Source organism: Streptomyces sp. Ac-502, assembly GCF_045222935.1.
GTDB lineage: Bacteria > Actinomycetota > Actinomycetes > Streptomycetales > Streptomycetaceae > Streptomyces > Streptomyces monomycini.
Map to the genome: position 1 here is coordinate 2,639,098 of NZ_JBHFFO010000001.1, position 21,410 is coordinate 2,660,507.

Annotated in this window: 17 protein-coding genes and 1 pseudogene; 6 read left to right on the forward strand and 12 right to left on the reverse strand. The window is 74.2% G+C overall.

The window, feature by feature from the left end; genetic code table 11:
- Window positions 1–12: 12 nt before the first annotated feature.
- The 5 genes from ACEXOX_RS11925 to ACEXOX_RS11945 form a co-directional block, all read right to left on the reverse strand.
- Window positions 13–855 carry an SMP-30/gluconolactonase/LRE family protein gene (locus tag ACEXOX_RS11925; RefSeq protein WP_406520427.1) on the reverse strand — a complete coding sequence of 281 codons (843 nt, stop codon included), beginning with the start codon at window positions 853–855 and terminating at the stop codon, window positions 13–15.
- Window positions 856–896: 41 nt separating this feature from the next.
- Complete coding sequence (locus ACEXOX_RS11930) at window positions 897–1,931, reverse strand: DUF1611 domain-containing protein (protein ID WP_406520428.1); 1,035 nt, start codon at window positions 1,929–1,931, stop codon at window positions 897–899.
- 233 nt (window positions 1,932–2,164) lie between these two features.
- On the reverse strand, window positions 2,165–3,373 hold the full coding sequence (locus tag ACEXOX_RS11935) for an aldehyde dehydrogenase family protein (RefSeq protein WP_406526306.1): 1,209 nt from the start codon (window positions 3,371–3,373) through the stop codon (window positions 2,165–2,167).
- A gap of 363 nt (window positions 3,374–3,736) precedes the next feature.
- Window positions 3,737–4,834 (reverse strand): phenazine biosynthesis protein, encoded by a 1,098-nt coding sequence (locus ACEXOX_RS11940; RefSeq protein WP_406520429.1) that lies wholly within the window; start codon window positions 4,832–4,834, stop codon window positions 3,737–3,739.
- A gap of 248 nt (window positions 4,835–5,082) precedes the next feature.
- Window positions 5,083–5,907: a class I SAM-dependent methyltransferase gene (locus tag ACEXOX_RS11945; RefSeq protein WP_406526307.1), complete on the reverse strand. Its 825-nt coding sequence runs from the start codon at window positions 5,905–5,907 to the stop codon at window positions 5,083–5,085.
- Between the two features lie 297 nt (window positions 5,908–6,204).
- Between ACEXOX_RS11945 and ACEXOX_RS11950 the strand changes: the two are divergent.
- Window positions 6,205–6,606: pseudogene (locus ACEXOX_RS11950) on the forward strand (DegT/DnrJ/EryC1/StrS family aminotransferase); the annotation flags it as partial.
- A complete protein-coding gene (locus ACEXOX_RS11955) occupies window positions 6,546–7,439 on the forward strand; it encodes a DegT/DnrJ/EryC1/StrS family aminotransferase (RefSeq protein ID WP_406520430.1) in 894 nt (297 codons plus the stop codon). The pseudogene ACEXOX_RS11950 and the gene ACEXOX_RS11955, both read left to right, overlap by 61 nt.
- Window positions 7,440–7,511: 72 nt before the next feature.
- On the opposite strand, the gene ACEXOX_RS11960 is transcribed toward ACEXOX_RS11955, so the two are convergent.
- On the reverse strand, window positions 7,512–8,723 hold the full coding sequence (locus tag ACEXOX_RS11960; RefSeq protein ID WP_406520432.1) for a DUF6314 family protein: 1,212 nt from the start codon (window positions 8,721–8,723) through the stop codon (window positions 7,512–7,514).
- 189 nt (window positions 8,724–8,912) lie between these two features.
- On the opposite strand from ACEXOX_RS11960, the gene ACEXOX_RS11965 reads away from it, so the two are divergent.
- Window positions 8,913–9,623 carry an HAD family hydrolase gene (locus tag ACEXOX_RS11965; RefSeq protein WP_406526308.1) on the forward strand — a complete coding sequence of 237 codons (711 nt, stop codon included), beginning with the start codon at window positions 8,913–8,915 and terminating at the stop codon, window positions 9,621–9,623.
- Between the two features lie 84 nt (window positions 9,624–9,707).
- Here ACEXOX_RS11965 and ACEXOX_RS11970 read toward each other — a convergent pair whose 3' ends face one another.
- Window positions 9,708–11,342 carry an ABC-F family ATP-binding cassette domain-containing protein gene (locus ACEXOX_RS11970; protein ID WP_406520434.1) on the reverse strand — a complete coding sequence of 545 codons (1,635 nt, stop codon included), beginning with the start codon at window positions 11,340–11,342 and terminating at the stop codon, window positions 9,708–9,710.
- Between the two features lie 456 nt (window positions 11,343–11,798).
- The gene (locus tag ACEXOX_RS11975) at window positions 11,799–13,178 is read right to left on the reverse strand and encodes a cytochrome P450 (protein ID WP_406520436.1); all 1,380 of its coding nucleotides are present in this window, start codon (window positions 13,176–13,178) and stop codon (window positions 11,799–11,801) included.
- Window positions 13,179–13,212: 34 nt separating this feature from the next.
- Here ACEXOX_RS11975 and ACEXOX_RS11980 point away from each other — a divergent pair, with 34 nt between their 5' ends.
- The 3 genes from ACEXOX_RS11980 (at window position 13,213) to ACEXOX_RS11990 (ending at window position 14,594) form a co-directional block, all read left to right on the forward strand.
- On the forward strand, window positions 13,213–13,614 hold the full coding sequence (locus ACEXOX_RS11980; RefSeq protein ID WP_030021429.1) for a hypothetical protein: 402 nt from the start codon (window positions 13,213–13,215) through the stop codon (window positions 13,612–13,614).
- 84 nt (window positions 13,615–13,698) lie between these two features.
- The gene (locus ACEXOX_RS11985) at window positions 13,699–14,343 is read left to right on the forward strand and encodes a phosphotransferase (RefSeq protein ID WP_406520438.1); all 645 of its coding nucleotides are present in this window, start codon (window positions 13,699–13,701) and stop codon (window positions 14,341–14,343) included.
- Window positions 14,319–14,594: a hypothetical protein gene (locus ACEXOX_RS11990; RefSeq protein WP_406520440.1), complete on the forward strand. Its 276-nt coding sequence runs from the start codon at window positions 14,319–14,321 to the stop codon at window positions 14,592–14,594. Before ACEXOX_RS11985 ends, ACEXOX_RS11990 begins: the two co-directional genes overlap by 25 nt.
- Window positions 14,595–14,630: 36 nt before the next feature.
- Here ACEXOX_RS11990 and ACEXOX_RS11995 read toward each other — a convergent pair whose 3' ends face one another.
- From ACEXOX_RS11995 to ACEXOX_RS12010, 4 genes are all read right to left on the reverse strand, one after another.
- Complete coding sequence (locus ACEXOX_RS11995) at window positions 14,631–16,589, reverse strand: primary-amine oxidase (protein ID WP_406520441.1); 1,959 nt, start codon at window positions 16,587–16,589, stop codon at window positions 14,631–14,633.
- 3 nt (window positions 16,590–16,592) lie between these two features.
- The gene (locus ACEXOX_RS12000) at window positions 16,593–18,209 is read right to left on the reverse strand and encodes an APC family permease (protein WP_406520443.1); all 1,617 of its coding nucleotides are present in this window, start codon (window positions 18,207–18,209) and stop codon (window positions 16,593–16,595) included.
- 115 nt (window positions 18,210–18,324) lie between these two features.
- Window positions 18,325–19,278, reverse strand: a complete 954-nt coding sequence (locus ACEXOX_RS12005) for a hypothetical protein (protein ID WP_406520445.1) — start codon at window positions 19,276–19,278, stop codon at window positions 18,325–18,327.
- Window positions 19,279–19,496: 218 nt separating this feature from the next.
- Window positions 19,497–21,152 (reverse strand): FAD-binding dehydrogenase, encoded by a 1,656-nt coding sequence (locus tag ACEXOX_RS12010; protein WP_406520446.1) that lies wholly within the window; start codon window positions 21,150–21,152, stop codon window positions 19,497–19,499.
- Window positions 21,153–21,410: the final 258 nt, after the last annotated feature.

Genomic DNA, 21,410 nt, shown 5'->3' on the forward strand with positions numbered 1-21,410 from the left:
GGACCGGCCGGGTCACCCGGCGAACGGCACACTTTCCAGCCCCTGGGCCACGCCGGGTACGACGAAGAGGTTCCCGGCCTCCGGCTCCACGTCCCCGAGGTCGCGGCGGGCCGAGGTGACGTAGAGGTCGGTCAGGTCCGGGCCGCCGAAGCCGCACGAGGTGGTCAGCGAGGCGGGCAGGGTGATCTCGCGGTCCAGCCGCCCGTCCGGGGTGTAGCGGCGGATCGCGCCGCCGCGGAAGAGGGCCACCCAGATGCCGCCCGCGGTGTCGGTGCACATGCCGTCCGGGAGGCCGTCGGTGTCCGTGACGGCGGTGAGCGGGCGGCGGTTGGCCGCCTTGCCGGTGTCGAGGTCGTAGTCGAAGACGTCGATCCGGCGGGTGCGGGTGTCCACGTAGTACATCCGGGTCGCGTCGGGGCTCCAGGTGATGCCGTTGCTCAGCTGTATGCCGGTCGCCGCGGTGTGCGCGGTGCCGTCGGCGTCGATGCGCGCCAGCCAGCCCGGGGAGGTCTCGCCGGCGATGGTGCCCACCCACAGGCGGCCCCGGCCGTCGATGCCCGCGTCGTTGCCGCGCACGCCCTCCTCCGCCCATCCGGTGAGCCACCGGCGGGCCCCGTCCGGTCCGGTCACCGCGACGCCGTCGCGCAGGCTCAGCACCAGGCCGCCGCCCGCCCGGGGCAGCGCCGCCGCCACCGGCTGGTCGACGACGGTGACCGTGTCGCCGCCGTCGGAGGGGCGGTAGCGGTGCACCCCGCCCTCGTTCATGTCGACCCACAGCAGGGTGCCGTCGGCGGCGTCCCAGGCCGGGCATTCGGCAAAGTGCGCCCGTACGGCCAGGGCCACTTCAACACTCACGGTGCACGGTCTCCTCGTCACAGGGAATGCGGGGTCAGGGGTCACAGGGACAGTACGGGGCCGAGCGCGTCCATCAGTGCGGCGGTGCCGTCCCCGTCCAGGACGTCGACGACCGGCAGCCCCAGCGAGCGCAGGCTCGCCACGCTGTCCCGGCCCCGGGTGGCGACGGCGACGACAGGGGCGCCGCCCAGCTCCTCCACCGTACGGATCTCGCTGCGCGGATCCGCCACCGGGAGGTGCTCCCAGTGGTAGCGGTGGGTGCGGCGCGGGTCGTGCACGAAGACGACGGCGTCGGGCTGCGAGCCCTGGAGGATCGCGGTGGCCAGGCCGCCGAAGGCGGGGTGCCGCACGGACGCCTGGCCCTTGATGAACAGCAGGTCGTGCCGGGGGTCGGCCCGCAGCACCAGGTGTTCGACGAGTCCGGCCGCCTGGAAGACGGGAGTACGGTCGATGATCGCGCCCTCCGTGCAGCCGGCCAGCAGGCAGGTCTGGCCGGTGCCGACGTACCCGGAGGCGATGCCGCGGGCCCGTGCCTCCCGGTGCAGTTGCAGGGCGACGGTCCGTTTTCCCACCGCGCAGTCGCTGCCCGCCACGTGGACGAGCCGGGCGCGGGTGCGCCGCAGCCGGCCCGAGTACTTCGGCAGTTCGTCGTGCGGGCGCCGGACGTCGACCAGTTGCTGGCCGTTCGCGGTCTTGCCGGCGAACTCGGAGTGGCGCAGCTGGAGGTGGAGGCAGGAGATGACGTGCAGGCCGTTGCGTACGGCGGTGGCGATCTGCTCCCACCAGAACGCCGGGAGGTCGCCCGGCGGCCGCGGCGCGTGCCGCACCTCGCCGTCCACGACCTCCACGTGGTCGGACTCGGTCACGGTCACGACCAGCGCCTCCGGCCCGTACGGCAGGGCCTCCTCCAGTGAGGCGACGACCGGGACGTCGGTTCCGGGCACCACGGACGCCGTGCTGCCGGACGGATGCAGACGGTCGACGACCGCCACGGTGTCGAGGACGGTGCTGTGCCGCAGCACCCCTTGGGCGGTCTTGCCTTCGAGACGGGCGAAGACTCCGTCGGCGAAGAGCACGGCGCGGAGCGGAAGCCGCGGAAATCCGGAGAGGACCATGAGCGGAACCCTACTCACCTGATCTTTTTCGCGGAACGCCGGAGGTGGCTCCCGCACGGGCCCGCACCCTGCCCGGCGTCCGGTGTCCGGGGCCCTGCGCCCGGTGTGCGGTCCCGGGCGTTTCGCCGGCCGGATTCCCCTGGGAGCGGTACGGCGGGGGCCGGTCCGTACCGCCGGGCGGCGGTGACCGGCCGTCATCCGGCCGGGTTCCGGGCGGCCGCCGCCCCGGACTCGGCGGACTCGGCGGACTCGGCGGACTCGGCGGACTCGGCGGACTGTGAGAATTCTGCGAGCTCGGCGGCGAACGTCTTCGACTCCATCAGGAACTCGGCGAGCGAACCGTCGTGCGGCAGACCGGGGCGGGTCCAGTGGGTGGGAACATCCCCCTGGTGGACGTTGCGGATCCGCGGGCTCGCGACGCACTCACGTACGAGGGCGGCGTCCTCGCTCAGCACCATGAGGGACAGGGTCCGGCCGAACGCGGCCGGGCGCAGGTCCGGCCGCCAGGGCGCCACGGCCACGTAGGGGAAGGGCAGTTCGGCGCCGAAGTGCGGGTCCCGCGGGCTGTCGAGGGCGACGACGACCGGACGGAGTACGGCGCTGCCGTCGCCCAGGTCGGTGAAGAACCGTTCAGCCGGGCCCGTGTCCGGAGCGGCCGCCAGCTGCGTACCGACCGTGTCGCGCAGCTGCTCCGCGAGGCGGCGGGCCTCGTCCAGCGGCCGTACGGGCAGCGCCGCGCCGGGATGGTCCGGCGGCAGCAGCGGGAGGCGCCCGAGCCGGTCGGCCAGCGCCCGCGCGAGGCCCCGCGAGTCGTCCTCGCACAGGACGGCGCTGGCGTTGAGGCACTGCACCCCGGCGTCGGCGGCCACCGCGTCGGCGACGGTGTCCAGGTGGTCCCGCCAGGGCACGTCCCGAGTGATCAGGACCTTGGAGCGGCCGGGCCCCTGCGCGAGGACCCGCCGGCTGTCGGCGTAGCGGGCGACGACGCCGTCACCGCCGTAGACCAGCCCGAGGTCGGCCTGCTCGACCAGGGTCTCCGCGTGCTCGTGGGTGGTCGGCAGCAGCGCCGTGTACGCCGGTGCCAGCCCGGCCTCGCGCAGCGCGCGGACCAGCCGCCGCGGGGTGAACGGGTCACGCTGGGAGGGGCGGACGGCGACGCGGTAGCCGAGGGCGAGGGCGCCCAGCCACTCCAGGTGGGTGGCGGGGTGATTGCCGGGCGCCAGCACGCCGAGGACGTCGCCCTTGCGTACCCAGACCGCCGTCGTGGCGCCGGCGGACAGCGCGTCGAGGGGCACGGCACCCGTGGGGCGCTGCGCGGCCAGGGTGCCCACCGCGGCGCGGCCGGTCCGCGCCACCCGGTCGAGGGTGCGGCGGGCGACGGAGACGGGCAGCCCGGAGACCAGGGCCTGGCGGCGGCAGTACGCGTCGGGTGTCTCCCCTCCAGGGTGGCGGTGGCGAACAGCTCGCCCGCCCTGGCGAGGGCCGCGAGGCGTTCGGCGGTGGGCTGTTCCGGCGCGGCGCGCATCTCGCTGATCACCTGGCGGATCAGCAGCGGCGGCGCGAGCGACAGCTCGCCCGCCGGGCTGCCGGTGGCGTCGGTGAAGGCGGTGCGGGTGGCGGAGCGGTACGGGCCCGAGGGCCGTTCGACGGTGATGTCCTCGGCGGGGGTGCCGGTACCGGGGGTCGCGACGGCGTGGCCGGTACCGGGGGTCGCGGCACCTGGGCCGGTCCCGGTGGCCGTTTCCGCTTCCGGACGGCCGGCCATGTCAGTACACCCCTTCGATGATCTTCTTTCCGCCGTCGGTGAACGGCTGGATGTCGGCCACCCCGTCACCCTCGAAGCCCGGCACGGGCGCGACGCGGACCGCGGTGTCCCGTTCGAGCACGTGCGGCAGCAGCACCTCCGGGCTCAGCTGGCGCATGCACACCCGCCCGCGCTCGCCGTAGGCCACCTCGCGGGACAGGTCGTGCGGGTCGAGCAGGGACAGGTGCACGTACGGGTGGAAGCTCTGGAAGACACAGGGTTCGGTGTCGCCGGGCGCGGCCGGCCGCTGGGGTGCCGCGCCCATCATCGTGTTCCCGTACAGGCCGCTGACGGCCGCGCCGGGGAAGACCTCGCTGGACAGCAGCCGCAGGGTCTCGGGGTCGATGGAGGTGCTGCCCCACATGATGCCGCGCACCTTGTCGCGGACCAGTCCGGCGAGGCGCGGGCGTTCGGCGATGGCCTCCAGCAGGGGCGGGGTCGCGTACAGCAGGGAGACGTTCTGGGAGGTGAGCACCCACTCGGCCTGGTCGAGGATGTGGTCGACGTAGTGCCGGGCGATGTCGCTCTGGCCGTCCTGGAGGCAGCGCCGTACCCAGCGCGGGTCGAGGTCGACCGGGAAGAACACCGCGCCGCGCAGCCGGGCGAGGCCGCGCAGCGCGTCGGAGACGACGTGCGGGCCGGTGGGGCCGAGAAAGAGCAGGTTGCCGTCGCCGGAGGGGAAGCCGTGCTGGTCGAGGACCTCGGACCACCAGCGGGTGTTGCGTTCCCACTGGCCGAGGTCGACGATCCGTTTGGGGGCGCCGGTGGTGCCGCCGCTCTCCCAGACGGCGGGCAGCCTGCCCAGGCCGCGCAGTCCCGCGGGCACCAGGTCCTCGACCGGCACGTCCCGCCACTCGGCGCTGACGTCGGGGAAGCGGTTCAGGTCGGCGAGGGTGGTGATGTCCTTGCGCGGGTCGAAGGGCAGCGACGCGGCGCGCTCCACCCAGAACCGGGAGCCGGTGGCCGGGTCGAAGTGCCATTCCATGGCCGCGGCCACGACGGCGTCGGCGGAGGGCAGTTCGTGCCAGGGCGTGCCGAGTACGGCATCCACGTCGCGCATCTGGTTCACCTCTCTACTGGCTGGGTGCCTTCGGGCGCGGGGCGGCCCCGGCGTAAGGGGGTGCCCCGGGCCGGGCCCGTCCGGTGGATCCACCGGATCATGGGATGTTTGTCCGTGCAATGCGGCCCTGGGCATTCCGGCTTGAAGCGGACGGGGGCTGGCCAAAACCGTTTCCCCGCTGCTGGTCGGGGTGGTGGTGGGGCCTCCTCGGCCCCGGTCCGCGGGTTCCGGATAGTCCGCCGTGCCCCTCAGGACCGGACGGCCCGCAGCGCGAACAGCAGCGGAATGCGCGGTTCCTGCGGGGGCAGTCGCCACCAGCCGTTGTCCGCCTGCTCCATCGTCGCGAAGCGCTTCCAGGGCAGCAGGTCCGTCTCCCGCAGCCGGTCGACGGTCAGCCCCGCGCCGACGAGCGCGTTGACGGTCTCACCGAGGCCGTGCCGCCACTCGTAGCTGGTCGTCGCGCCCTCCACCGGTGGCCCGTCGGTGTACGTGTGCGGCGTGTCGCTGCGGTGCACGCCCCGGCCCTCCAGGTAGTCGTGGGCCAGCAGCAGCCGCGTGTCCTCGGGGTCCTGGCCGGGGTCGGGAGCGGGGCCCAGGGAGTTGAGCAGCGGGTGGAACTCGACCACGTACAGCATGCCGCCCGGCCGCAGCAGCCCGGCGACCACCTGGGCCCAGCGGGACAGGTCGGGCAGGTAGCAGAGCGCGCCCTTGCCCGTGTAGACCACGTCGAAGCGGCGGCCGCCCAGCGCTTCGGCGGCCTGGTGCACATCGGCCTGGACGAACTCGATGTCCCGTCCGCCGCGGGCCGCCAGGCGGCGTGCCTGGGCCAGCGCGGCGCCGGAGAAGTCCAGGCCGACGGTGTGCGCCGCGCCCCGTTCGGCGAACGCCTGCGTCTCGGTGCCGAGATGGCACTGGAGGTGCAGGACGTCCCGGCCCGCCAGAGGTCCGAGGTCGTCCCATTCGAAGGGGGCGAACCAGTCGTCGGCGGTCCGCGAACCGTCCAGTCCGTAGAAGGCGCTGGCCACGTGCACCGGGGTACGGGCGTCCCAGTTCTCCCGGTTGGCCCGCAGCATGGCGTCGGTCGTGGGGGCGCTGCCCTGGGGAGGGGCGCTGTTTTGAGGAGGTGCGGTGTCCTGAGGAGGTGCGGTGTGCTGGTGCGGCGCGTTCGTCCGATGAGGTGTGCTGTCCTGAGTAGTCACGACGGCGTCCCTACCCGGCGGCGCGCGGCCGGATGCCCGGCAGCGGTCCCCGCGGGCCCCGGCCGGTCAGGTGCGCGGCGGCGGCCTGCGTCTGTCCCGGTGAGAAGGAGGTGGTGCGGGGTGTACCCACCGAAGGGCTTCGACATCGGCTGGCCGGATCTCGCGTACGGGATGGCGGCCTGCGGGCGGGACGGGGACGCCGGGCGGTGGGCGGCCACCGTGGAGCGGCGGTTCGGGGACGGCGGTACGGGCGGGAGCGCGCACGGGGCCGGAGACGGCGGTACGGACGGGAGCGGGCGCGAGGCGAGAGGCGGCGGCACCCGGTGCCTGGCGACGCTTTCCGTGCGCAGTGCCCTGGACCTGGCGCTGCGCGCCGCCGCGCTGCCCCGTGGCAGCGAGGTGCTGATGTCCGCCGTCACGATTCCCGACATGTGGCGGATCGTGGCGGAACACGGCCTGGTGCCGGTTCCGGTGGACCTGGACGCGAGCACCCTGCTGCCCGGCGCCGGGCAGTGGGAGGCAGCCGCCACCCCACGGACGAAGGCCGTCGTCGTCGCTCATCTCCTCGGTACCCAGGCGCCGCTGGGGCCCTCGCGGAGCTGGCCGCACGGCGCGGCTGGCTGCTGGTCGAGGACTGCGCCCAGGCGTACAGCGGACCGGACTTTCGGGGCGATCCGGGCGCGGACGTGTCCCTGTTCAGCTTCGGCCCGATCAAAACCGCGACCGCGCTGGGCGGCGCGGTCGCGGTGGTCCGCGATCCCGGTCTGCTGACGGTCATGCGCGCGCTGCACCGGGAGTGGCCGGTGCAGCGACAGGACGCGCGGGCCCGGCGGGTCGCCAAGTACGCCCTGCTGGCGCTGCTCACGACGCGGCCGGTCTACACCGGGGTGGTGGCTGCCGCCAGAGCGCTGGGCCGCGACCACACAAGCGGCCTCCAGGACACCGTGGGCGCCTTCGCCGGTACGGATCTCATGCCCGCGATCCGGCATCGCCCGGGCGCCGCGCTACTGGCCCTGCTGGACCGGCGGCTGCGCGCCACGGACACGGCGCGGGCGGTGGCCCTGCGGGCGGCGACGGCACGACGGCTGGTGGCGCGGCTGCCCGATCCGTCGCTGGTGTACGGCGCGGGCGCGCCCGTGCACACGTACTGGCTGTGTGCCGTGCCCACCCCGGACCCCGCTGCGACGATCGCCCGCCTGCGGTCCGCCGGCTTCGACGCGGCACGGCCGACCTCGCTGGGCGCGGTACCGGCACCGCCCGGCCGCCAGCAGGGCGCGCGGACCGCGGCGCACTTCGTGCGCCAGGCCGTGTGCCTGCCGCTGCGGCCCGGTATGCCGGAGCGCGCGCTGGACCGGATGGCGGCCGCGCTCGTTCCGGAGGGCGAGGAGACCGCGCCGGGGCCGTGAGGGCAGCGGGGACGCGGGCCGTCGCTAAGCAGCACTCCAAACCCGTGCCCGGGAGCTTCGCCTTGTCCGGCCCTATGGGCGCCGCGCCCAGAACAGCGCGTGGCCCCCGGCGCCTTCCGGCACGAACGCCTGGGCGTCCACGGTGAGCCCGGCCGCGGTGATCCACTCCCGGTAGGTGTCCGCGCCGGGGTGGCTCCACCACATGGTGGCTTCGGCCCCGAGCCAGTTCTCCTCGGTGCCGGTCCAGGCCCCGTGACCGGCGACGGCGAGCAGGGTGCCGCCGGGTCGCAGCCAGCCGGCGATACGGGAGAGCAGGGCCGGCTGCTCGTCGAGCGGCAGATGGATGAGCATGTAGAGGCAGACGACGGCGTCGAAGGAGGCGTCGGCGAGATCGAGGCCGGCGGCGTCGGCGCGGTGGAAAGTGGCCTGCGGTACGAGGTCCCGGGCCCGCCGGACCTGCACCTCGCTCAGGTCCACACCGGTCACGGCATGGCCCGCGGCGCTCAGGGACCGCGCGACGGGGACTCCGCACCCGCACCCGAGGTCGAGCACGTCGGCCCGGCCGGGCAGGCGGTCGAGCAGGGCGGCGATCCAGGGGGCGTACGTGTCGTCCCCGGCGTCGTCGGCACGGTAGGCGTACGAGACGGCGTCGTAGCCGCGCCGGACCAGGTCTTTGGGGGCTTCGGTCACGGGGACGGACGGTAGGCCACCGTCACGGCTGCGGGCGAACGTTTTTCCGGTACACCGAGCACAGCACCTGGGTCTTGGCCGGGCCGCCCACCCGCCAGCGCAGGTGCCACTCCCCGGCGAGACGACGGTGAACTCGCCGTCGTAGCGGTCGGCGGCGCAGGGGTGGCGGGTGGTCCAGTGGCCGGTGCGCAGGTCGAGGTCGTGGAAGGGCCGCCCGTCGGCGAACGTGACGTCGGCGGTGCCGTCCGGGCGCGGGCGCAGGCGCAGGGTGCGGGTGGCCGGGACGGTGGTGCCGTTCCAGGTCAGCTCGCCCTCTTCCACGTGCAGCAGTACACCGGGCGCGGTCCCACCCTCGGAGCCGTCCGGGCCTTTCGGACCGTCCGTTGCCTCCGAGCGGTCCGTTGCCTCCGGGCCGTCCGCGGCTCCGGTGCCTTCCGGCCGGAAGTGCGCCGTGCCGCGGAAGGTCCCCTGCGTACCGGTACGGACGTCCAGCACCGTACGGTCGACCGTCCACCAGCCGGCCAGGTACACCGCGGCGTCGGGGACCCCGTACAGACCTCCGGGTACGGTCGGGGCGTCGGGCTCTGTGGGCATACGGCCATTGTCCCCGGCGAGGGCACGCGCCCGTCGGCCGGGCCGAGCGTTCCGGGCAGCGCGGAATTGCGGTGCATGCGGAATCGCGGTGCGTACGCGCGTACCCGGTCAGTAGGGTGCCGCGGGGCCGGGGTGTCTTCCGGCCTGGACGGCGGCGACATGTACGAACGAGGAGACGGTGTGAGCGCAGTGGACGGCGGGCCCGGGACGCGCCGGGCGCGGCAGGTGCTGGTCTTCGACGCCGACGACACGTTGTGGCAGAACAACGTGATCTTCGAGCGGGTCATCGAGGAGTTCCTGACCTGGCTGGACCACCCGGAGCTGGGCCGGGACGGCGTACGGGCCCTGCTGGACGAGATCGAGGCCGCCAACGCCGTGGTGCACGGTTACGGCAGCAAGGTGTTCCTGCGCAGCCTCGGCGAGTGTGTGCGGCGGGTACGGCTGCGGGACGCCAGTGAGGCCGAGCTGGCGCGGATCGCGGGCTGGGCGCGGGCGTTCGAGGCGGACGAGGTGGAGCTGATCCCCGGGGTGGCCGAGACCCTGGCGGAGCTGGCCGGGCGGCACGAGCTGCTGATGCTGACGAAGGGGGACACGGAGGAGCAGCGCGCGAAGGTGACGGCGTCCCGGCTGGAGCACCACTTCCGCGGGGTGCACATCGTGCCGGAGAAGAACACCGGCACGTACGAGGAGCTGATCCGGACGTGCGTGCTGACGCCGACGGACACCTGGATGATCGGCAACTCCCCCAAGTCGGACATCCTGCCGGCCCGGCAGGCGGGCCTGAACGCGGTGTTCATCCCGAACGACCACACCTGGGTGCTGGAGCACGGCGTCCTCGACCCGTCCGACGAACAGGTGCTGCGTCTGGAGACGTTCACCGAGCTGCTGCGGCACTTCTGAGCGGCACGCCGGGGAAGGGCGTGGGGAAGGGCGTACGGGCACGGGCGGCGCGCGGCGGTGGCGCCGCGCGCCGCCCGTGCCGGTTCACATCGGGTCGGTGTCCTTCAGTCCGCCGTCCAGGGCGAGCCAGCGGGTGATGCCGATCTCGCGGAGGAACGCCCTGTCGTGGCTGACCACGATCAGGGCGCCCCGGTACGACTCCAGCGCCGTGACGAGCCGGCGTACCGAGGCCATGTCCAGGTTGTTCGTCGGCTCGTCGAGCATCAGCAGCTGGGGCGCGGGCTCCGCCAGCATCAGGGCGGCGAGGGACGCGCGGAAGCGTTCGCCGCCGGAGAGCGTGCCGGCCCGCTGGTCGGCGCGGGCACCCTTGAACAGGAAGCGCGCCAGGCGGGCCCGTACCCGGTTGACGGTGGCGTCCGGGGCGAACCGGGCGACGTTCTCGGCGACGGTCAGCCCGTCGTCGAGAATGTCCAGCCGCTGCGGCAGGAAGCGGTGCGGTACGTGGATCTCCGCCTCGCCCTCCTCGGGCGGGATCTCGCCCGCCAGGGTCCGCAGCAGCGTGGTCTTGCCGGAGCCGTTGCGGCCGGTGAGCGCCACCCGTTCCGGGCCGCGCAGCTCGATGCCGGCGTGCGCGCCGTAGCGGACGCGCAGGCCCCGCAGGGTCAGTACGGCGCGTCCCGGCGGCACTTCGGTGTGCGGCAGGTCGACGCGGATCATGTCGTCGTCCCGTACCGCTTCGGCGGCCACGTCCAGTTTCTCCCTGGCCTCCTTGAGTTTTCCGGTGTGCATGATGCGGTGCTTGCCGGCCGAGACCTGGGCCGCGGCCTTGCGCTGGTTCATGATGATCTTCGGCTCGCGCTTCTGGGCGTACATCTTGTCGGCGTACCGGGCCCGGCGGGCCAGCTTGACGTGCGCGTCGGCCAGTTCGCGTTTCTGGCGGGCTACATCGGCCTCGGCGACGCGCAGCATGCGTTCGGCCGCCTCCTGCTCGACGGCGAGAGCGTCCTCGTACGCGCTGAAGTTGCCGCCGTACCAGTGGACTTCGCCGCCGCGCAGATCGGCGATCCGGTCCACGAGGCCGAGCAGTTCCCGGTCGTGGCTGACCACGATCATGACGCCGGGCCAGCCCGCCACCGCGGCGTACAGCCGTTGGCGGGCGGGCAGGTCGAGGTTGTTGGTCGGCTCGTCCAGCAGCAGGACGTCGGGGCGGCGCAGCAGCAGCGCGGCCAGCCGCAGCAGGACCGATTCGCCGCCGGACACCTCGCCGATGGTGCGGTCGAGGCCGATGGAGTGCAGGCCGAGCTGGTCGAGGGTGGCGCGGGCGCGCTCCTCCACGTCCCAGTCGTCGCCCACGGCGGTGAAGTGGGCCTCGTCGGCGTCCCCGTTCTCGATGGCGTGCAGGGCGGCGCGGGTCCCGGCGATGCCGAGGGCCGCGTCCACCCGCAGTCCGGTGTCCAGGGCGGCGGTCTGCGGCAGGTAGCCGATCTCGCCGGCCACCTTGACGAAACCTTCGGACGGCTGGAGCCGGCCGGCGAAGAGCTCCAGCAGGGTGGACTTGCCGGACCCGTTCAGGCCGATCAGGCCGGTGCGCCCGGGGCCGACGGTCAGGTGGAGGTCCTCCAGGACGGGGGTGCCGTCGGGCCAGGCGAAGCCGAGGCCGGAGCAGACGACGGAGGCGGCGGTGGCCGGAGTGGCGGATGAGGGGGAAGAGGTGGTCATACGGGTCTCCTCGGTGCGCGGCGAAGGTACGGGGACGGCGCGGGAGACACCACGGGAAGTCCACGAGAGCCGGGGGCACCGAGCGGTGCGCCAGGGCGGAGAGGGCGGGCCGGTGACACGGATCGCCGAGGTCGCGGACAGGGGCGCACGGCGGGTGCCGGCGCGCTCTGCGCGCGCTGTCGCACCTCGCGCCGTGGGCGCGGTGTCTCAGGACCTCAGACGAGCAACGGCCTTCTCCTGTCGGCGGCAACGGGGAGGGGAACGGGAAGAACGGTACGAGGGGCGCCGCCGGGACGGCAACGCGATTTTCGTCGCGTTCGGCGGCGCGGCACGCTCACACCGCCGCGCGTGCCCGGCCCACGACCGCCCCGGCGGGCGTACTCCGTCCCCTCCTGGCCCCGGCTGCAGGTCCGTCCCTCCCCGCCCCTGCCCGTACGGTCGCCCCTCCCCCGCCCGTCACCCCAGCGCGCGCAGCCGCACCCGCGCCGGGCCGGTCGCCTGCAAGGTGATCCCCGCGGTGAGCGGCACGTCCCGGTCCACCGCCGTCAGCTCGTACGACCGCAGCAGGACCGCCGCCGCCAGCACGGACTCCAGCATCGAGAAGTGCTGTCCGATGCAGGCCCGCGGGCCGCCGCCGAAGGGAAACCACGCGTAGCGGTGGCGCGCCGCCTCGCGCTCCGGCGTGAAGCGCAGCGGATCAAAGCGTTCCGGGTCCTCCCACAGATCCGGGTGCCGGTGGGTCACCCAGGGCGAGACGATCACGTCGGCGCCGTCCGGGATGCGGTACCCGTCGATCTCGATGGCCGCGACACCGCGCCGGCTGACCACCGGCGCCGCCGGGTACAGCCGCATCGCCTCCTTGAGGGCCATGGTCAGCCGCGGCAACCGGTCCAGGTCGGCGGCCTCGGGGTCGCGCCCCGCCAGTACGGCGTCGATCTCCTCCCGTACGAGGGCCTGTTCCGCGGGGTGCCGGGCGAGCAGGTGGAGGGTGAAGGCCAGCGAGGTCGCGGTCGTCTCGTGCCCGGCCAGCAGGAAGACCAGGACCTGCTCGCGGATCTCGGTGGCGTCCAGGCCGCCGTCCTCCGCGGTGCCCGCGCGGGTGAGGAGCGAGAGGAGGTCCGCGCCCGCGCCGTCCCCGGGCGCCCCGGCGGCCCGCCGGCCGGCGGCGATCCGGTCGCAGACCGCGTTCAGCTCGGCCGTCGCGGCGGCGGCCTTCCGGTTGGCTGGGGTGGGCCAGTGGCGCGGCAGGTTGCGGGGCGCGAAGCCGCGCCGCACCACATACTTGTTGATCACCGGGAAGCAGCGGTGCACGGTGGCGACCGCGGCCTCCACGTCCGTACCGAACAGGATGCGGGAGACGGTGCGCAGCGCGAGCCGGTTCATCTCGCCCACCAGGTCGACGGCGCCGCCGGGCGCGGTGCGCCAGCGGTCGGCGACGGCCTGCGCCTCGGACGCCACGGCTCCCGCGTACCCGTCCACCCGGCGCTTGGTGAACAGCGGCTGCACGATGCGGCGTTGGCGCAGGTAGTCGGCGTCCTGGCTGGTCAGCAGGCCGTTGCCGAAGGACTGCCGGACCTCTTCGTAGAACGGGTGGTCCTTGCGGAAGTTCGCGGCCTCGGACGCCAGGACCCGCTGGCTGCCCTCGGGTGAGAAGACCGCGTGGAAGACGCTGCGCAGGCCGGGCGGCCCGGCCACGAAGCGGACGATGTCGCCGTGGTCGCGCCGGGCGCGCGTGAACGTGTCGAGGGTGGACCGCCGCAGGTCGAACATCGAGCCCAGGAACGGGACTCCCTTGGGGCCCGGTATGGGCGGGGCGGGGTGCGTCGTGGAGGTCATGGGGGCGATACCTACCCCGCGTAGCATGGGCCGAATGATCAATAAGCGTTCCGGCCGCGCGCCCGCCGAGACCCCGTGCCGCGTCACCGTCTGCCGCGGCTGCTGCTGCGGTGATCCGCGCAAGGTCCCGGGCGTGGACCACGCGGCGCAGATACCCCGGCTGCGGGCCGCGCTGGCGGGCGCGGCCGAGGTCCGCGCCTCGGACTGCCTGGACGTGTGCGACCAGGCCAACGTCGTCGTGGTCCAGCCGTCGCGCGCGGGCCGGGCCGCGGGCGGGCGCCCGGTATGGCTCGGCCTGGTCAACGACGACGGGGCGCTGGACGACGTAGCCGCCTGGATCAAGGCCGGCGGCCCCGGTGTCGCGGAGCCGCCGGGGGTGCTGGACCTGTACACGTTCACCGTGTCGCGCCGGGTGCGGGAGGCGCTGGAGGACTGAGGGCGGCATGGGGGAACGGCGCGCGGGTGGCGTCGGCCGGACATCCGCCACGCGCCGGCGGCCCACTGCGGCATGATGGCGATCATGACGGATGAACGTTGGCCGGAGGCGGCAGAGGTGGCCGGGCTGGCCCAGGACGCCGTTCCCGGCGCGACCGCGGCCGATGTCCGGCCCGTCGGCGAGGGCGGCGACCACGCGTCCTGGTGGGTGGGACCGGACCATGTGGCCCGCTGCGCGCTGGACCGGGGCGGCTCGGAGCGGCTGCGCCGGGAGGTCGCGGTGCGTGAGCTGATCGGGGAGCGGATCGGTGTGCCGGTGCCGGTCAGTGTGGCGAGCGGTGAGTGGGCGCGCGGCCGCGCCTTCACCCTGGACACCCGGCTGAGCGGGGTCTCCGCCGAACTGCGCCCGGTGACGGCGGCGGGCGAGGCCGAGCTGGCGCGGCTGCTCGTCCTGCTCGCGGAGGTGCCGGTGGCGTCCGCCGAGGCGCTGGGCGTGCCGCCGGAGGCACCGCGCAACATGCCGGGGCTGCTGCGCCGCGCCACGGCAGCCGCCGAGGCCGTCGCCGCGCGCGGCGAGTTCGCGGCCGACCGGCTGCCGAGGCTGCACGTGCCGGGGGCGGAGAGCGCCACCGCACCCGGCACGCTGGTGCACAACGACCTCAAGGGGAGCACCTGCTCGTCGCCGAGGACGGCCGGATCAGCGGCGTGCTGGACTGGACGGACGCGGTGACCGGCGATCCCGCCGAGGACGTCGCGGGCCTGGCGATCTCGGTCGGCGCGGTGGCCGCCGTACGGATCGCGGAGGCCGCCGGATTCGACCGCGGCGGGTGCGCCCGCGCGCTGCAACTGGCCCGCTGCGACACGCTGACGCTCCTCTCCGACCGGCTTCGCGGCATCGACGACAGTCCACTTCCGCTGTTGCGCGCGCAGTTGCGGCGGGCCTGGGAGCCGACGCCGCTCGACGGGCCGGAGGGAGCCTGAGGGCCCGGCACCGGCCCGCTCCACCCGGCGGACCGCTCACCTCTCCTGAGCGTGACAGTGCCCGCCGCCGCTCTCCCGCGGCAGGTCGAGGGTCGGGTTCCGGTCGAAGAACCCGGTCGGCCGGAGGGCGAAGCCGCAGCGGTCGACCGGCATCACCGGCCAGTCCTCCAGGCGCGGCAGGTGCGTCGGCCCGAAGCAGTGCCAGAGGGTCAGGGCGGTGTTCTCCAGGGACTCGCCGGGGCGTGACCACTCGGGGACGCCGGCGCCCCCGGGGTGCTGGTTGGGGTAGTCACCGTCCGGGTAGCGGCGGCCGGCCGCGCTCCGGGTGATCCACAGGTGCTTGGCGGCGTAGGCGACCCGTGCGGCGACCGCGGAGCCGGGCTGCGCGAGGAGCGGCGGGCCGGACGGCTGCGGGGTCAGGGTGTACGCGACGGGCTGTCCGGTGCGGTTGCGGGCGGCGGGGTTGGTGATCCGCCAGCGGCGTCCGACGGCCGGGTCGGCCAGCCGGCCCGCTTCCCCGGAGTCGGTGACGGGGGTGGCGCGGACGGTGAAGGCGTTGCCGTTGGGGTTGTCGGGGCCCATGGGGATCCGGACGATGTCGACCTCCTCCACCGTGTTGGCGTGGCCGTCCACCGCCGGGTCCAGCCGGGCGCAGAACAGGTGCTGGTGGTACGGGGCCTGGAGGCCGGGGGCGACCTCGGTGGCGTACGGGGAGACGGTGCCCGGCTCGGACGCCGAGGTCTGCACCAGGCCGGTGGACTTGACCTCGAACTCGATGCCGCCGTCCTGGTACAGGTACCAGTAGAAGCCGTAGTCGTAGTTGCCGAGCGTGGCGATGTACGAGACGACCAGGCGGCGGGAGCGGCGGCTCTCGGCGGTGAACCCGCTGAACATGTCGGTGTGCTTCCACAGGAGACCGTGGTCCTCCTCGTGGATGCAGACGGCGTTGGGCAGCGTCTGCGGCAGCCCGTGGTCGTCGGGGACGACGGCGTCCACGTACCGGATCTCGCCGAGGCAGTCGCAGCCCAGCCGCAGCGCGTTGGCGTTGCGGCCGAGGGTGTACTCGCCGACGTCCAGGTAGCAGATCCAGTTGCGGTCCGCACCGGGGTCGGCGTACGGGACGGCCATCTCGGCGAGCGAGGCGCGGTGCAGTACGGGCCGTACGCGGTCGCCGTCGCGGTAGGACAGCTCGTGCAGGACCAGGCCCTCGCGGGAGTTGAAGTCCAGCCGCAGTGACCAGTTCTGCCAGCTCAGGCGGTGTCCGTCCAGGGTGAAGGAGGGGCCGTCGGGCTGGCTGATCTCCAAGGGCTTCAGGTCGGTGCGCGCGGGGCCGTTGAACTCGGCCTCGTAGCGCCCGCATGCGGCGGGCACCGGCACCGCTCCGGTGTCGATCAGCCGGACGACCCGCCGCTCGGTCAGGTCCACGTCGGCGACCAGACCGCCCACGGGGTGCGCGAAGGGGTTGTCGGCCGTCTCGCACCGCAGGAACGTCAGCGAGCGCAGCATCCGGCGCCCGGTCTCCGCGGCCCGGCCGAAGTTGCCGGCGGCCAGTGGCGCGCAGACGGCGAGCGAGGTGTCGGTGATGCCGCGCTCGGCCATGGCCTTGCGCCAGCCCGGGTCGGCCTTGACGATCTCGTCGCAGCGTTCGTACTCCTCGAAGAGGACGGGCGGCTGGCCGTCCGCCACCGGGTCCAGCGGGCGGTGGGCGAGCAGGACGCGGGCGCTGACGTCCACGACCGCTTCGGCCGCGGCGCCGGTCGCGGTGTCCAGAAGGGTCACGCGCAGCCTGCGGACGACCGGGTCGCCGGGGCGGTGGGCGGCGACGGTGTGCCGGTCCGGCTCGTCCGGCAGGACGAGCGGGAACCGGGTGGTGTCCCCCACCAGGCCCGCGCCGTGCAGGACGTCGCGGGCCGCGGTGATCTCGTCGGCGGTGAGCGGGTCGAGGGGGTGCGGGGCGGGGGCGGGCGGCTGGGGTTCCGGCGTGCTGTGTGCCATCGGTCAGCTCTCCTCACGCGGGGACGACGGGGACGGCGTGCTCGCCGCCTTCTCCAGTTGGAACGCCTCGTTGCCCAGGCCGATACGGGCGTGCACCTGCGGGCGCCGGGCGCGCAGCACGCGCCCGTACCCGAGCCCGAGCACCGCCACCAGCCCGATGACGCCGGGCAGCACCCAGGACAGCGCCGAGCCCTCCGCCGCGCTGACCAGGACGCCGAAGTCCTTGACCGCGTAGACCAGTACGGTCAGCAGCGCCAGCGCGGCCAGCCCGGCGGCCAGCAGCCGCCCGGCCTGCGCCCGGCCCGCCCCGCGCCGTACGAAGAACGCGATGACGGCGACGGACGCGGTGGCCATCAGCACGATCACGCCGAGCGCGCCCACGTTGCCGCCCCAGGTGAACAGCTTCAGTACGGGGGTGGTGGGGTCGCCGTCCGGGGTGCGGTCGGTGAGCGCGAAGGCGCCCACGACGAGCAGCGAGATGACGGACTGGAGCAGCGAGCCGAGCGCCGGGGCGCCGCTGGACCTGGCGGTACGGCCGAGCGCGGCGGGCAGCAGGCCTTCGCGGCCCATCGCGAAGGCGTAGCGGGCCACCACGTTGTGGAAGCTGAGCATCGAGGCGAAGATGCCGGTCACGAAGAAGAGGTGCAGGATGTCGGTGAACGTGCCGCCGAGCCGTGGGCCGGTGAGGGCGAAGATCAGGCCGGGGCCCTCCTTGCCCGCGGTGGCGACGACCTGGTCCGGGCCGGTGGCGACACCGATCAGCCAGGAGCTGAGCGCGAAGAAGACCGCGACGAAGCCGACGGCGAGGAACATCACCCGCGCCACGACCGTCTGCGGCCGGCTGGTCTCCTCGGCGTAGACGGGGGCCTGTTCGAAACCGACGAACGCGGCGACGGCGAAGCACAGCGCGGTGCCCAGGCCCGCGCCGCCGAGCGTGGCCGGGTCGAAGGCCTGCAGCGACAGGCCCTGCGGACCCGGTTCGGCGGCGAAGGCGAGGTCGAAGACGGCGATCAGGACGACCTCGACCGCGAGCAGGACGCCCAGCACCTTGGCGTTCAGGTCGATCTTCAGCGCGCCGAGCGCACCGATCAGGGCGACGCCGAGCAGCGCGGGCACCCACCAGGCCACGGTGACGCCGAGATGCTTGTCGAGCAGCCCGGTCACCTCGAAGCCGAAGATGCCGTAGATGCCGAACTGCAGGGCGCTGTACGCGGCGAGCGCGACGAAGGAGGCTCCGGCGCCCGCCGTGCCGCCGAGGCCGCGCGCGATGTACGCGTAGAAGGCCCCGGCGTTGTGCACGTGCCGGCTCATCTCCGCGTACCCGACGCTGAACAGCGCCATCACCACGCCCAGGATGACGAACAGCAGCGGCTGCCCGACGATGCCCATGACCTGGTACGTGGTGACCATGACGCCGGCCACCACCATCAGGGGCGCGCTGGCGGCCAGCACGGACAGCAGCAGTCCCGCGGTGCCGATGCGGCCGGCGCGCAGGGCCCGTTCCTGGCCCTTGAAGGTGCTGATCTCCCCGGGACCGCCCGGACCTCCGGTACGGCCCGTTCGGCCCGTGCGGCCTGTGCGTCCCCGATGGCTCTTGTTACCCGTACTGCTCGTCAGCATGGCGCGGAGGTGTCCTTTCCGTGGAACGCGGAGGCGGGGTGCGCGTCGTGCGTGGTGCGGGTGGTGCTGCGTACGTCGTACCGGTCGTGCTGTGCACGTGGTGCGGGCGCCGGGGTCAGGCCGTACGGAAGGCCGTGGCGCGGGCCGCCTTGAAGGCCTTGCGGGCGTCCCGGTCGGGGTAGGACCAGGGGGCGGCGGTGACATGCGGGCCGATGCGGTGGAAGAGCGCGGCGGCCTCCGCCATCCTCCCCTCGTGGTACTTGGCGTGCGCGAGGAAGTTGAGGTCCACCTTGCGGCGCGGGTGGTCCTCGCCCTCCCACTCCAGCCACCAGTCGAAGGCCGCCTTCATGACCTGACGGGCGCGGCGGGTGGACCAGTGGCCGGAGGCGGCCGGGTCCGCCGGTTCGAGGCCGGCGGCGGCCAGGGCGCGGTAGCGCTCCGCGTGGGCGACGACGGGCAGGATCGCCAGCGGTGAGTCGGCGGGGGCCTGTTCGGCGGCCCAGTACGCGAAGTCGTAGACCTGGTGCAGCGGGTCGTCGGCGCCGTTCTGCTGCTGCTCGGCCAGGCAGGCGGCCATCAGGTGGTGGGCGTGATGGTGGTCCGGGTGCCGGGCCCGCACCTGGTCGAAGGCGTGCTCGCGTTCGTCGGGGGTGCCGGTGCGGCGGGCGAGGAGCAGCAGGCCGAGCCACGGGGTCGGGTCGCGGGGCGCCATGGCCGCGGCGAGCCGGCAGGCCTCGCGCGCGGCGTCCCGGTCGCTCCGGCCGCGCAGCGTCTGGAAGACGAGGGCGCAGGCCAGCAGGGCGGCGGCGTCGGCGCTGTCCGGTTCGGCCAGACGCCAGTCACCGGCCCAGGCGGCACTGGCCGCGCCTTCGGCGAGCACCACGAGCCGGTGGCCCCGCAGGTCCCAGTCCGTGCCGGTGTCGGCCAGCAGCGTCCGTACCCGGACCCAGCGTCCGTGCGCCAGGGCGTCGACGGAGGCGGCGAGTTGGACGTCGTCCAGGGCCGGGTCGAGGACCGGCGCGTCCTTGCGGCGGGACCGGCCGAGCGGCAGAGGTGGCGGAGGGGTCACGGGCAGGAACACTCCACTACGCGCTTCACCTCCGGACGCGCCGCATCCCGGGCGCGTGTGTGCAGAATCGGTGCACTGATCGACACCAACAGGTCACGCACAGCAAACCGGCCGGTGCGGCTTCGCGTCAAGGCGGTTCGGAGATTGACCGAAAAGCCAACTCCCTTGCCCGTCAACACACTTGTCAACAAGCACCGGGGCGCGGCGGCCCCCGGTGCTCAGCCCACCGCCTTCGCCGCCGCCCGTCCCGCCGTGCGTCCCGAGAAGATGCAGCCGCCCAGGAAGGTGCCCTCCAGCGACCGGTAGCCGTGCACGCCACCGCCGCCGAAGCCCGCCGCCTCCCCCGCCGCGTACACGCCCGGCAGGGGCTCGCCGCCCTCGGTCAGCACCCGTGAGGACAGGTCGGTCTCCAGGCCGCCGAGCGTCTTGCGGGTGAGGATGCTCAGCCGTACGGCGATCAGCGGGCCAGCCTTCGGGTCCAGCAGCCGGTGCGGGGACGCGGTGCGGATCAGCCGGTCCCCCAGGTACTTGCGTGCTCCGCGCACGGCGGTGACCTGGAGGTCCTTGGTGAAGGAGTGGGCGATCTCGCGGTCGCGCGCGACGATCTCGCGGCGCAGCGCGGCCTCGTCGAGCAGCGGCTTGTCGGTGAGCTGGTTCATCCGCCGTACGAGATCACCGAGGGAGCGCTCGACGACGAAGTCCGTGCCCCGGTCCATGAACGCCTGCACCGGGCCGGGGGCGCCGGGCAGCGGGCGCTTCAGCACGTCCCGGACGCTGCGCCCGGTCAGGTCCGGGTTCTGCTCGGAGCCGGAGAGGGTGAACTCCTTCTCGATGATCTTCTGGGTGAGGACGAACCAGGTGTGGGCGTGGCCGGTCCGCATGATGTGGGCGAGGGTGCCGAGCGTGTCGAAGCCGGGGAAGAGCGGCACCGGCAGCCGCTTGCCGTGCGCGTCCAGCCACAGCGGTGACGGGCCGGACAGGATGCGGATGCCGTGCCGGGGCCAGACGGGGTTCCAGTTGGCGATCCCCTCGGTGTAGTGCCACATGCGGTCCCGGTTGACGATCCGGCCGCCGGCCGCCTCGGTGACGCCCAGCATCAGGCCGTCCACATGGGCGGGCACCCCGGACAACAGGTGCTCCGGCGGTGTGCCGAGGCGGGCGGGCCAGTTGGCGCGCACCAGGTCGTGGTTGCCGCCGATGCCGCCCGAGGTGACGATCACGGCCTGGGCGCGCAATTCGAAGGCGCCGGCCACCTCGCGGCTGCTGGGCGTGCCGCGCTCGGCGTCCGACGCCTCCAGGATCTCGCCGGTGACGGTGTCGACCGCGCCCGCGCTGCGCGCCAGACCGGTGACACGGTGCCGGAAGCGCAGCTCCACCAGGCCGCGCGCGACACCGGCCCGCACCCGCCGTTCGAAGGGTTCGACCAGGCCGGGCCCGGTGCCCCAGGTGATGTGGAAACGCGGTACGGAGTTGCCGTGCCCGGTGGCCTCGTAGCCGCCGCGCTCGGCCCAGCCGACGACCGGGAAGAACCGTACGCCCTGCCGGTGCAGCCAGGGGCGCTTCTCCCCCGCCGCGAAGTCGACGTACGCCTCGGCCCACTTGCGCGGCCAGTGGTCCTCGGGGCGGTCGAAGCCGGCCGCGCCGAGCCAGTCCTGCCAGGCCAGCTCGTGGCTGTCGCGGATGCGCAGCCGCCGCTGCTCGGGCGAGCCGACGAGAAAGAGGCCGCCGAAGGACCAGTGCGCCTGGCCGCCGAGGCCGCTCGCGGGCTCCTGGTCCAGGAGGATCACCTTGCGTCCCGCCTCGGCGAGCTCGGCGGTGGCCGCGAGGCCCGCCAGACCCGCTCCGATCACGATCACATCAGCGTCGTAGGCCATGACCGCCAGTCTTCCTCCGCACCGCGGCGCGCCGGAGGGCCCGGCCGCCATCGTGGCTACCGATCCTCAGCGCGGGCGGACCGCGCGTCAACCGCGGGTTCCGGCACCACTCGGGCGGGGTACCCGGGCGCGCCCGGTGCCGAAGGGCGGGCGGCCGGAGCGGGGGCGGGAGTTGCAGGTGGGGTGAGAGGGCTGCGGGTGAGGCGAGGGAGGGCGGCCGTCGGCTCGGGAGCCGGCCGTCCCTCCCCCACCGCGACG